The sequence below is a fragment of the Gardnerella pickettii genome (assembly GCF_029226345.1).
Taxonomy (GTDB): domain Bacteria; phylum Actinomycetota; class Actinomycetes; order Actinomycetales; family Bifidobacteriaceae; genus Bifidobacterium; species Bifidobacterium piotii.
This window is the reverse complement of the sequence record NZ_JAKNCU010000001.1, coordinates 873,222-885,825: the sequence shown is the minus strand read 5'-3', so window position 1 is coordinate 885,825 and position 12,604 is coordinate 873,222. Positions and strand designations below refer to the sequence as shown.

The following is a 12,604-nucleotide window of genomic DNA, read 5'->3' as shown; positions in this document are numbered from 1 at the left end:
ACTTAAAATTCAGTGCTTTGATTTCTGCGCGCTCGCATTGCTCTACGCTTTAGCGAGCGCCTTTCATCTTCGCTAAGTCCGCCCCAAACGCCGTAATCTTGGCTTGTTTCTAGAGCGCATCTTAAGCAATTGTCGGCAACATTACAAGTTCTGCACACCGCTTTGGCTTCTTCAACTTGCTGATTGGATGAGCTGTTGTTTCCTACTGGGAAGAAAAGTTCAGGATCCTTATCTCGGCAAGCTGCTTTTGCACGCCAGTCGAATGCGCTACTCATAAGTAAATAACCTCTTTTTAATACGCGTATGTTTTGACTAAATTTGTTAGATTTTGTATAAAACTATCCGCACTCCAGGAAAGCATGAATATAACTTTTTTTCAAGACTTTTACAAAATTTTTTTAATCTTTTTGAGTGATTTAAGTCATATTTTTATGTAAAACTCAATATTTGCAGCAAATTAGCTTTTCCAGGAATCACCATTATGCATCTTCCTGGTGTTTGATAATCTTCCACGCTTAGTGTTTTTAGTAAGTCGGTAGGTATTCCAAGCATTGAGTCTGTTGCAGCATCGCCTGTTGGGAAGATTATTCTTACTGGCGCTTGCTCTGGTATGCGTATGTGTCTTGCGTTTTGAGCGCAAAATATTACTGTTGTTTTAGTGTCTTTTAGTTTGCATTGCAATTCTTTAGACTTTTCGTCGCTGTTAAAAGGCTCTAAAAGTGAGTCTGCGTTGTCTTGAATGTGAATGTTTTTTGAATCAAGATTTTGCGTACTAATCGCATTTTTAATCACATTTATAAGATTAGACTTTCCTCGTTTGCTTCCGCCAATAATCGCTATGTTTCCAAGATTTATTGGCAAAATTGCTTCGCTTAAGTTAATTCCATCGTCTTTTACGCCGATTAAAAGTCCAAACTCGCTATCTTTTGTGTTTTTGCAGTATTTATTAAGCGTTGAATTATTTAAGTATCTTGGTAGGGGAGCGCTAAACAATTGCTTAGGAGTTTTGTAGCAATAGAATTTTCCAGCCAATTCGATTGCTTTTATAAGCGAATTTTTGTTTTGACTTTGTGAGCATTGTAATGCTACTATTCCGTCTCCTGTATTGCAATATGCTGCTCCAGGATTATTCGGGTTTATGCTTGCGGCGGCAGGAGACCCAAGTAGTTCGTGTGATTGCATTGCGTCTCTAACTCTTAAACAAATGTTTATAGACATATTTGCTTTCATATCTGCATTTACTTGTCCCATTGGATTTTGTGTGCACGCTATAAGATGCATTCCTAGGGATCTTCCAACAGAAGCTATGCGTATTAGGCGATTCATGTAATCGGGTAGTTGATTTTTAAGGGCATGAAACTCGTCTATAACAATAACCATTGAAGGCTCGCTTGGTTTTACTTGACTAATATCGTGGCAGCCTTGATTTGCAACTAATCTTTCTCGCCTGTCTAATTCCATTTCTAATCCGCGCAATGCTCTTGCAGCATGCTTAAGATTTAAGTCTCCAACGTTTCCAACGCTGTGTGGAAGCGTGGAAAGAGAATCGAATGTAGCTCCTCCCTTAAAATCCATAAACACAAATTGCAATAATTTAGGTGAGTATTTAAAAGCTAGAGCCAAACACCAAGATGTTAGTAAAACGGATTTTCCAGACCCTGTTGTTCCTGCTACAAGCGCGTGCGGCCCATTTTTAACAAGATCTATACAAAAATAACCGCTGCTGTTTATTCCAATCGGAGCTTCTAAAGAGTTTTTAGAAGACACTAGCCAAGCGTATACAACATTTTTCCATGGAGGAACACGATTTTGCATGTTTTTAGAGTAATTTGTAGAAACGATTTGATTTGCGTTATTAATCAGCATTGCTTCTAGGTTGATTGGAACAAGAGTTTCTGGAACACCTTTAATATGAGAATCGACTGTTGTTTTGCTAAAGTGAACGCTTTGATTCGTATTATTTTTTACTAAATTTTTGTTGTTTTTGTTTGAATTATATTGAACAATTTGCGGTATTAAGCAAGCAATATACATCATTATGCTAGGAACAATCATTGCAAGCATCATCCAACTTTTTTGCAAAAACGCCATTATAGCAAGAGCAATATTGGCTAAAATAGGCACAATATTTGCCATTATTTGCATCCAAAACATTGGTTTTGAAGCTATGCTTTTAGTATTATTTGCATTGTTTTCGTATTCCATAACGCAATAGTGTATTGCGATTAAGAAATATGCAAGTAAAAACTATAAATGTGGTTAAAGGCTAAATTGGCTAAATATGATTAGCTAAAATTATGTTTATTGCTCTGCAAGCGTTCCAACGTTTCCAGGCGCATGCGTTCCAGCAGATAATTGATCGAATAATTCAATGTTTTTAGCATCGTCTAACAAAACGGCTGATCCAACTGAATACACCCAATAATCTGGATTAGTCCAATAGACTGTTCCTGTTACGCCGTCTTTTCCTGTTGCTTCCTTAAAAGCAAGACCCATGTTCAGCAGTGTTCCAGGATTTGAGTTTTCGTCTAATATTGCAGAATCAAGCGATGCTTTTGCAAAGCCTTTTACTTTCGAGAAGTTTGTAAGCGTGCTGCTAGATAAAGCTTTTTTCATTATTGCGCTAATTACCATTCGCTGTCTTGCAGCTCTTCCAAAATCAGATTGAGGATCCGCATATCTCATTCTAGAAAATGCTAATGCAACGTTTCCGTCTACGCTGTGGCATCCTGCAGTCCAATTAAGCCCACTGTAGACATCGCTAACTGTGCGATCGTAGCATAAGTCTATTGTTCCAAGCGAGTTTACAACGTTTGTAAGTCCTGCGAATTTTATTTCTGCAACGTGGTCTATTTTGTGACCCGTAATTTTTTCAACGGTTTTTGTTAATGCTCTATTTCCAAGATCTTGTGCAACTGTGTTAATCTTCATTTGCTGGCCGTTTACAGAAACTAGCGAGTCTCTTGGAATGGATATTAAGGAGCTGTGCCCACTTACTGGTTTTGTTAAAACAAGAATCGTATCTGTTCTAAATCCAGTTATTTCTTTTGCTTCTTCGCCTTCTCGTTGATCCGATCCTAAAATTAGCCAAGTTGTTTCTTGAGTATCTGGAGTATCCGTTAGCCAATTATCTCGCTTAATTTGAGAGTCAACCCAGTTCCAAGATAAAACGCCTAGTGCTCCTACAAGAATCAATATTGTTACTAAAAGCAGGGATAAGTACTTTAGTAAGCGATGTTTTTTTCTAAAAGCAAGAGTTCCAGCAGAAGAATTACTTGCTATTGGTCTAACTTCGTTTTGACTAAAGTTTTGGATTCTTTTTGGAGTAAAACTAGATGCACTTGCATTGTTTTGGCTTAAACGCTGACTTTGTTCGGGGTAGTATTGCTCGCTATATGCTTGTGTGCCAGTGTTTTGTGTGCGATAATTTTGCGAGTTTTGGCTTACTTTTCTAGGCTTTGGCTCAAACGACGGTGCACGCTGAACAGTCTCTTGCTTGTTTAATTCGCTGTTTTTATGCGCGTTATTGTGTGCGTTTTTAGGCGGAAAGCTCGGTATTGAATTCGCGTTTTTATTGTGTTTATTCGATGGAGTAAAGCTAGGTGGATTATTTTGATTCCCCAAAGCGTCTTCTGGACGTTGCTGGCTCATTTATCCTCCCTAAGCCACGCGTTTGCAATATTGATGGCGTCTATATGTATGCATAATTATTAGTGAAAACTACCAATGGCATTATAAAACAACGTAGTTATAAACGATTTAACAACGTGCTTTTTCTAGTGTATTATTTTCCTTTTGGAACAGCGCATATTGTATTATTTAGGTATTTATCTGCAATTCCCATGTAGTGACCAGTTTGCGGGTTTCTTATTGTTCCGTCTTCTGGGTTAACAATTCCGCCGCTATTTGGATCAATAAGTCTACCTAAGCTGTCTTTTGCTAATCCAGTTTTTGGATCCACGCGCCCAATTTTAACTGCATTTGAATCTGCATAGGAATTAGAGGAATTAAGGCTATTCTCGCCAGAATTTGTAGACTCCGCAGAGTTGTTAGAATCTGCACTAGAAGAATCGGAGTTTTCTTTAGAGGCAGACTTTTTGCCATTTTTTGCGTTCTTTTTTGAAGACTTTTCACTTTTACTTGATTTTTCGCCTAAATCTTTAGTTAACGGCTTATCTTCTTGCATTAAATCCCAAACGTCTTGAGCACTTTCGTCTAAAATAACACGATTTGCATCGTATGGGTCGGTTGTAATCGGTATTGTTTGCGCGTAAATGTGCGAAGGTTTTAGATTACGAAGACTTGCAGCTAAACCAACCAGTGTTGTAGGGTTTGCAAGACCCTGGCTCATATTAAGTGACTTTAGAGCTGATTTTGCAAGTTGATAAAGCTGACTCGACTGTGTTAGAAGATTCTTTGATAGAGCTTGATGAATAAGTTGCTTAAGAAGATATTGCTGGCGCGTTGTTCGCATAATATCGCTTCCGTCGCTTGCGCTGTCGTGCCTCATTCTTGCATATTGTGTTGCTTGCACGCCATCAAGGTGTTGAAGTCCGCGCTTTAGATTAACGCCCGTGTAATAATCCCTAGTGTTTACAGGAATGCACAAGGTTACTCCGCCAATCGCGTTAATCATATCGCTTAAACCGCTAAAGTCTGCAACAATAAAATCTGTTATGTTTAAGCCAGTAATTTCGTTTACTGTTGCAAGCGTACATGATGCTGCGCTTGCTAAGTCGCCTCCCTTAGCGTAGCCAAGTGCGAAAATCGAGTTAAACATAACTTTACGTCTAGCTGGAATTCTGCCTTTAGACGTATTGCACGATGCGGCTTTAACCATTGAATCTCTTGGAATTGAAACAATGTTTATATAAGACCTGTCTGCGCTGATTTGAACAATCATTGCTGTGTCTGATTGATGATTTTCGTCTTCTCCGCCGCCCTGAAAAGCGCGATTCTTACCTTCTCGAGTATCTTGACCAAGAACAAGAATATTAATAGTTTTACCAGCATTAGGGTCTATTGACTGAATCTGTTTGGTGCTTGTTGAGATGGTTTTTATAACGCGCGAACTAATAGTAGAAGAAAAGTCAAGCCATACGGATGCGATTATTGTAGTTAAAAAGACTAGAACGGCAATAATCGCCATGCAAATGATTTTACGAGTATTATTAAGCATTTGACTATTGAGAGTATGGTGTGGTGCAGATGAGTCCCAATAGTTAGTTTGGTACCGACGGTCTTGATTATACCGAGAGGCTGCCATGCTTCCTTCTTTCGTAAATGCACATATAAATCACCATTATAGTGTATTCTATTGAGATTTTAACATGCATAATACATACCCCTTGCGTAAACTGTTATGTATGGATTCAATAACCGCTGAAACTTGCACTTTTGAAAACGATGTTTTACAAGTCTTTTCTGCTATGAATAGAATAAAGCCTCGCGAGGTTGATTCTTCTATTGTTTCAATAATGAGCGTTGAGCAAGATACGCGGTTTTACGAAGAAACTTTGCAAGCGGTTATAAATCAAAGTGTTCTTCCTGGAACTATTGTTGTAGCTGATTGTGCTAGTAGAACACAAAAAGAGTTAGTAAAGTCTTTTAACGTTCAAATAGAGCCAACTCAATTATCGGGATTAATTTCTAGTGCAGATTTTTCCAACGGAAATCAAGCTTTTAGTAATGCGTATGGCAATGCGTACAGTGGCAATAATGCTGAATCCTACAAACAATATAAGCAAGTAAAAGTTGTTATTCTTCCTATTAAGTCTGCAAAATCATTTGGAGATGCTGTAGAAAAGTCTTTAAGAAAACTTTTGCCATTGCAAGGCGTTAAGTCGTTATGGCTTTTGCACGACGATTCAAAACCTTGCGATTCAAAATGCTTGGAAGCTTTAAGAGAGACTTGGCGAAACACTCCAACAGCTTGCGTTCTTGGTGCAAAACAAGTTGATTGGCAAGGAAAAATTCTTCATAACGTTGGCATGTATGCGTGGAAGCATAAAGTGCATTCGCTTAGCGTAGAAGGCGAGCCAGATCAAGAGCAATACGATTTTAGGGGAGACGTCTATTCTGTTTCTTTTGCAGGCGCTTTAGTTTCGCTTAGCACTTGGCAAACAATGCGAGGAACTCAGCCTTGGCTTACCACTTTTGAAGAGTCTAACGATTTTTGTAGGCGAGTCGTTTTAAGCGGTGGGCGAGTTGTTGTTGTTCCGCAAGCTAGAATCGCGCATAGAAGAGCGCGTTTTGACGGTCTTCGCACTAGGAGAGGCGAAGAGCGCGATGCAGAAAAAACCAATGTTTGCTACGGCTTAGCCTATTCGATTATGGCAAAGCAAAGATACATGTATACAGATGTTAGCGTTATTATGTGGCCGCTTATTTGGCTTTGTACTGTTCCAATGTCAATAATCCGAGCACTGCAATCTTTGTTTGCTAAGCAGCCGTATGTTGCGTTTATGCGTCTTATGCTTCCTTGGATTGCGTTAGCACAATTACCTAGCGCTATTTTTGCAAGAAGACGAGTGTCTAGAGTTTCAAAAGTTTCCTTAAAACGACTCACTTCTCTTATAGCAAGTCGTAGCCAAATTACGCGTTGGAAAGACAAAACTATTGCTTTTAAGACTCAAAAAAAGGGTGTTATTTTAAGTCCGCTTGCAAGAAAACACTTGCATAGAAGAGTTTTGTTTAGGTGGAGCGCCGCAATTTGTGCATCTCTTCTTGTTTTTGCAACCGTAATACTTCTTTACGGAGCGCCAATTAATAAGATTCTTTCTGGATCTTCGCTTTATTCAAGCCAGCTTCTTTCTACTGGAACAAGTTTTAGTGATTTGTTTAAGTCTGCGATTGGAGCATATATTCCAGACGACGGTTTTGCGTCTCCTCTTCCTCCATCTCCGCTTCTTATGATTTGGATGCTAGCTTCCATTGTGTTTGGTGGTAACACGCTAGCTGCAATAAACGCCATATTTTTCCTTGCTGCCCCCGCTATGTTACTAAGTTTTTGGGCGCTCGCAGGCGTGTTTACTAGATCAGACATTGTGCGAGTGTGCTCTGGTCTTTGTTGGACAATGATTGCGATGGCTTTTGGCGTTTTTGCTAGAGGCGATTTGCCAATGATTCTAACAATGGTATTTTTGCCAGCTGCATTTGCGTTCGCTTTCCACGCTGTAGGAATGTACGTTACAGAAGACCCTGTTGTTCCAGTTGCGTCAATACAAAGCGCGGCTTGCGCATCTTTGTGCTTTATGGTTCCCCTTGCTGCAAGTCCTCAGCTTTTGCTGCCAATGTTTGTTATTTTTGTTGCATCGATTATTATGGTGCGCTCGCATCGTTTTATGCTTGCGCTAATGCCTGTTCCATCTGTTTTGGTTCTTTTGCCAACGCTTGGTAGCGTTGTGCGCTATTTTGGAACTGGAATGTGGCGTCAAATTTTTGCTAGTATGGCTTTGCCTTCTCAAAAAATAAATGGCGCTCCTAGGGCTAGTAGTTATATAGACGTTTTGCTTCGAGCGTTTAACATTGATTTGAATCATTTTTCTTCGGGTTCAATGTTAATTTTGCAACTTCGCGGAATAATCATGATTGTGTTTGCAGCCTTAGCTGTATTAATGGCTTTATGCGCGCTTGCTCTTCCTTTTGCTTTAAGAGCTTCAAGAATGATGTGGGTTGTAATAGTTAGCGGAATGGCGCTTTCTTTAGTCGCTTGCCGCGTTGTTGTTGCTTCAGATTTTGACGGTCCTATTAGCGCAAGTGTTCTTCCAGGCGTAAGCTTAAGCGCACTTGGTGTTCTTGCATGCATGTGCATGGTTGCAGGAAAAGCTGTTCGTAGGTTTGAGCCTTTGCGAAAATCTAATTCTGCTAATCAAGACAATAATCCAGACGATTACACTACGCGCGTTTCTAAGCGTGCAGCTATGAATCGTTCTGCTAAGGCAATGATGAAAAAGATTATTCATCTTGCAAGAGGAATTTTAGCTTTTGGAATTTTTGCTGTTGCTGTTTTGCTTGGATTATTTGCGATTATTAGCGGACCTGTAACATCCGTTTACGCAAGCGATAGTGGCCTGCCGATGGTTGTTTCGGACTACTTGAATAAGAATAGTGCAAATCGCGTTCTTGCGATTAAAGCTGTGAATAGTCGTGAGTTGAATATTTCGCTTATGCGTACCACTCGTGGCGATTTAGTTGACTTATCTCCATCTTTACAAGTTAGAGATGTTTTATACGGGCATTCTCCTAGCACAAATACGCTTTATTACGCGGCTTCTAAGCTTCTTTCTCACGCAAGCGATGAGTCGATTGTAACCTTAAAGCAGCTTGGTATTGGCGGAATTTACATTGTTAATGATTCTAAAGCCAAAAATAATTTAGCGGCTAATAATTCAATTATTGGATTAGAAGGAGACGCAAATAAAGACGCAACAGAAAAGTTGATTGCAAACGTAAACGCTTCGGAAGGAACTCAGCTTGTTGTTTCATCTAGTCATGGAACGTATTGCAGATTCGACGATGTAGCAGACATGTCTTCTTCTAAAACTTCGATTTATAGCCATTCGCGCCCACTTTCTTGGAGAATTCCATGGATTGTTGTTTTTGCTTTAGTGCTGCTATTGTATTGCCTGGTTGCTTTGCCTCGTTTTAACAGCAATAACGTAATAGAGCGTGAATAATTAGGATGATTAGTTAGAAGCTATGATTGATTAGACGGATAAATGGCAGGTAGATTAATGAAGTCAAATACGAATTCTAAAAATAGTCATCGTCATGCACAAGATGCTGCTTCAATTAGCGCTTCTGTTCGTTTTAGAAGATTCAAACTGTGGTCTTTGTCTATTTTAAGCGCAGCAATACTGGTTTCTTGTGCAGTTGTTGCGTCTTGCGTATGCCCATTAAAACAGCTAACAGACGACCCGATTTTTCCTATTGGAAGCGTAGAAAAGCGTGTTGGTTCTACAAATTTGCAAACAGTTTGCCCTAGCAGAATAGCTCTACCAGATTCAGCAAAATATGGCGATAGCGAGTTTCAAGAATCCGAAGGAGACTTAAAGTCAGTATCCAGATATGCGTCTTTTGGAAGCGTTTACAAGTCCACTCTTAATGGCATAAAATATGCTGGCGATTCTAAAGATTTAGTTAACAAATCTTTTAACAATCCTTCTAGTTCTTCTAGTGATCCTAGTGATTCAAGCGAAAGCCAAGATAGAGCTTATTTTGCAGAAAGTAATGTAGATAAAGACGCTCAAGTTTTGGAAAGTAGTCTTTTAAGTGCGCAATCTGGAACTGGGTCTGCTGCATCTGTTGCATCTTGGGCTAAAAACGGCGACTTAAAAGGCTTATCGGCCACTTCTTGCGTATCTCCTTCAATGCGCCAAAACTTTATTATTCCAAGAATAGCGGAAGGTGTTTCTGTAAGATTAAACTCTGTTAATCTTTCGTCTAAGCCTACTGTTGTAAGCGTTAAAGCGTGGTCAACTAATAAATCGGGCGCGCAACTAAATCTTTCTACAGGAAGCACTTTTACTGTTCCAGCGCATAGTGACGCTTACTTTAACATTTCTGCAGCTGCAGCAAAGTCGGATGGCCTTTATATTCAAGTTTTAAGTGAGCAAGCTCCAGTTTCGTCGTTCGTTAAGTTTATTCGTTCATCTGGTCTTGTTTCTAAAGGCGTGGATGTTATTTCTCCGCAAGAATCAGCATCTTTAGAGCCTGTTTTGCCAGGTGTTATTGAGGGTGATCAAGCTAAAGCTTATATTTGGTCTAATAAAAGCGGAAAAGTCGATTTGTATTGGCTTGATGATTCTGGAAAAAAGAGCATAAAGCAAGTAGATTTTAGTGCAAGACAAATTCAAGTTGTTGATTTACCAGAAGTACCTAAGGGCGTTGGGGCGATTTTTGCGCAAAGTAGCGTTCCGATTTTTGCTATGGCTTCTGTTGAAAAAAGTGGCAAAGATGGTCAAAGCGATATTGCTTTTGTTAATTCAGTTCGTTCTATTACAAATAGTGCGCTTGTTTCCCCATTTTCTGCAGACGAAACTTCGCTACATATTGCAAACGGATCTGTTGATAATGCCAATGTAAAGATTAGTGCTTACGATTCTTCTGGCTTAAAAGTAGCGTCTAAGACTATTGAAGTTAAGTCTTATACTGTTTCAACGATTTTAGCGAAAGATATTAATCCTAAAGCTGTTATGTTTACTATTAAATCTAAGTCTGGCGTTTCGTTTGCGTCTAGGATTCAATCAAAAGCAGTAAACGATGCTGGTTTTGCAGGCGTTGCATGGATTCCTTCTAAGTCGCTTGACCCTAACAGTATAAGTGTTAAAGTTCGCTCGAATCCTTCGATTGTAAAGTAGACTTAGGGCTTTTTAGGCTGTTATTTACAATCCCCAATCTGGGTCGATTTCTTCTGGTCTTCTTCCGTACAATTCTGCTAAACGTTGCACTATTTCGTCTCTAATCGCGTATTGAAGCTCAGCTCTGCTAGTAACGTGTGTGCATAGTGGAAGTCTGTACAAAACTATTCTTTGTGGTATTCCTTTAGATGCAGGAAAAGCTTGAGACATTATTCTTTTATTACTTTCCCACAAAACTGGCTGGCTTGGAGGAACATCTTCTACAGCAAATTGAACGTCTTTTATAAGATTTGACCAAGCACTGTTAAGTCTTCTAATTTGAGCTGCTACCATTGAATCGAACATTCCGCTGGCTGTTCTGTATCTAGGAAGTCGCGTGCCAAACATTGGCGCACGCATGCCGCGCCCGTGGCGGTTTCTATATCTTTTTTGTTCCCATACTAAAGACGTCATACACCTAACTTTATTTGTACGCTAGGGCATTTGATTAATATGCAAACACAAAACGGTGTAGTAAATATGTTGATAATATGGAATACTTGAATTGCACAGTTTGTACAGGAGGAAAGCGTTGGAGCCAAATATTCATGAGTACAATGAGCAGGGACTTTGTGAGCGTCTTGCTTTGTGTTCGCTTATTGGTTTTGACTTAGACAACACTCTTGCATGTTCTAAAAAGCCTATGACTAGTCCAATGTGCAAGGTTTTTGGCGATTTAATCAATAAAATTCCTGTTGCTTTAATTACGGGCGGAGACTTGCGATTAGTCAGAAGTCAAGTTCTAAGCGTTTTGCCTGCTTCTACGAATTTAGACAATTTTCACATTATGCCAACTAATGGAACAAGCTATTATCGAATTGTTGATGGCAGTCTTAAATGCGTGTATTCTCACACGATTTCCGTAAAAGACGCAAATCGAATTATTTGCGTTGTTAAAGATTGCGCTAAAAAAATGGGATTGCTAAAAAGTAGTGGAGACAAAGACCTTTGGGGTAGTCAAATAGAAAATCGTGGTACTCAAATCACTTTTTCTGCACTAGGGCAGCTTGCTCCAATCGAACTTAAAAAGGATTGGGATCCTAGCGGCAAGCTAAAGGAGCAGCTAGCTGAACAAATTTCTGCATATTTGCCCGACTTTTCTGTGCGAGCTGGCGGAGAGACAAGTGTTGATATTGTTTGCAAAGGAAACAACAAGGCTTATGCTCTTGATTCTCTTTGTAGTATTTGCGAAATTTCGCTAAAATCTGTTGCTTTTGTGGGAGATCGTATGTATAAAGGTGGTAACGATTACCCAACTTCTTTAACAGGAGCTCTTGCGATTTGCGTAAAAAACCCTAATAACACTTTTGAATTGTGCTCTAAGCTATTAGAAAGTCTTAAGTAAAGTTTTAAGTAAAAAGCCTTTAACCACATTGCTCTAATTTTATTGCTATTTGTTTTTAGCATTGCTATCGTCTTTTTATGATTTACAAAAACCTTAACAAAAGCAAACAAAATCGGCTTATTTCCAACGTTTCTTGGGTAAATTTGCTTAAGACCATTCTTAATCTTGCTTTTCCAATTTCTTGTGCTGGCTGCTCAATTGCAGATTGCGTACTTTGCAACGAATGCAAATCAAAGTTTAGTAAGTGGCATATGGATCCGTTTAGCGGAGTGTTTTGCAAAAATATTTATTCTTGTGCAACATACGGATGGGCTGTAAGAAGGTGTATTTTGCAATGGAAAGATCATGGAAACCAACTTTTAGATAAGCCTTTTTCAGACTTGCTTTTTAGCTTGATTATTAGTGTTGTTGGAAGCTCAAGCAAAGTGGCCATTATTCCAGTTCCTTCGTCTTTTGCGTCTAAAAGAAAGCGCGGAAGAAGTCATATGGAGCCAATAGCTAAAAATGTTGTTAAAAGTCTTAAAAAACAAGGCATTGATGCTACTTTTGTTAAAGCAATTAAAATGATTAATGTAAGGGGAAAATCGGTTCAAGCAAGTGGGAGTAGGCAAAGGTCTTTGCGCACGTCTAAAGGTTTATCTGTAAACGTAAAGGGCATTAAAAGCGGGTACAAAGTGATTATTATAGACGACATTATTACTACGGGGTCTACGCTAAAAAACTGCGTTAAAGAGCTAAATAAAAGCGGTGTTACTGTTTTTGCATGTTTTGCGCTGGCTGGAGTGTGGTCTAAAGAAAGCGTTTTATACTCTTAGATTTGCGTGTTTAAGGATTTTTCGTGTTTAGCTTGTATGTTTAA

General features: G+C 39.2%; 9 protein-coding genes. 4 read left to right on the top strand and 5 right to left on the bottom strand.

What is annotated here, in order from left to right; translation table 11 throughout:
- Positions 1–2: 2 nt before the first annotated feature.
- The 4 genes from MAF46_RS03470 to MAF46_RS03455 form a co-directional block, all read right to left on the bottom strand.
- Positions 3–275, bottom strand: coding sequence for a WhiB family transcriptional regulator (locus tag MAF46_RS03470; protein WP_004131981.1), 273 nt, complete (start codon positions 273–275; stop codon positions 3–5).
- Between the two features lie 154 nt (positions 276–429).
- Positions 430–2,205 (bottom strand): FtsK/SpoIIIE domain-containing protein, encoded by a 1,776-nt coding sequence (locus MAF46_RS03465; protein WP_060785643.1) that lies wholly within the window; start codon positions 2,203–2,205, stop codon positions 430–432.
- A gap of 96 nt (positions 2,206–2,301) precedes the next feature.
- Positions 2,302–3,651: an LCP family protein gene (locus tag MAF46_RS03460; protein ID WP_060785642.1), complete on the bottom strand. Its 1,350-nt coding sequence runs from the start codon at positions 3,649–3,651 to the stop codon at positions 2,302–2,304.
- 133 nt (positions 3,652–3,784) lie between these two features.
- Positions 3,785–5,266 carry an LCP family protein gene (locus tag MAF46_RS03455; RefSeq protein WP_060785641.1) on the bottom strand — a complete coding sequence of 494 codons (1,482 nt, stop codon included), beginning with the start codon at positions 5,264–5,266 and terminating at the stop codon, positions 3,785–3,787.
- A gap of 100 nt (positions 5,267–5,366) precedes the next feature.
- On the opposite strand from MAF46_RS03455, the gene MAF46_RS03450 reads away from it, so the two are divergent.
- Both MAF46_RS03450 and MAF46_RS03445 read left to right on the top strand, forming a co-directional pair.
- Positions 5,367–8,678 (top strand): glycosyltransferase family 2 protein, encoded by a 3,312-nt coding sequence (locus MAF46_RS03450; protein WP_060785640.1) that lies wholly within the window; start codon positions 5,367–5,369, stop codon positions 8,676–8,678.
- Between the two features lie 57 nt (positions 8,679–8,735).
- A complete protein-coding gene (locus MAF46_RS03445) occupies positions 8,736–10,361 on the top strand; it encodes a DUF5719 family protein (protein ID WP_032840160.1) in 1,626 nt (541 codons plus the stop codon).
- Between the two features lie 24 nt (positions 10,362–10,385).
- On the opposite strand, the gene MAF46_RS03440 is transcribed toward MAF46_RS03445, so the two are convergent.
- Entirely contained in the window at positions 10,386–10,814 is a 429-nt protein-coding gene (locus MAF46_RS03440) for a metallopeptidase family protein (protein ID WP_004131993.1), read from the bottom strand.
- Between the two features lie 118 nt (positions 10,815–10,932).
- On the opposite strand from MAF46_RS03440, the gene MAF46_RS03435 reads away from it, so the two are divergent.
- Positions 10,933–11,745 carry an HAD-IIB family hydrolase gene (locus MAF46_RS03435; RefSeq protein ID WP_032840159.1) on the top strand — a complete coding sequence of 271 codons (813 nt, stop codon included), beginning with the start codon at positions 10,933–10,935 and terminating at the stop codon, positions 11,743–11,745.
- 77 nt (positions 11,746–11,822) lie between these two features.
- Positions 11,823–12,560, top strand: a complete 738-nt coding sequence (locus MAF46_RS03430; RefSeq protein ID WP_060785639.1) for a ComF family protein — start codon at positions 11,823–11,825, stop codon at positions 12,558–12,560.
- Positions 12,561–12,604 lie beyond the last annotated feature (44 nt).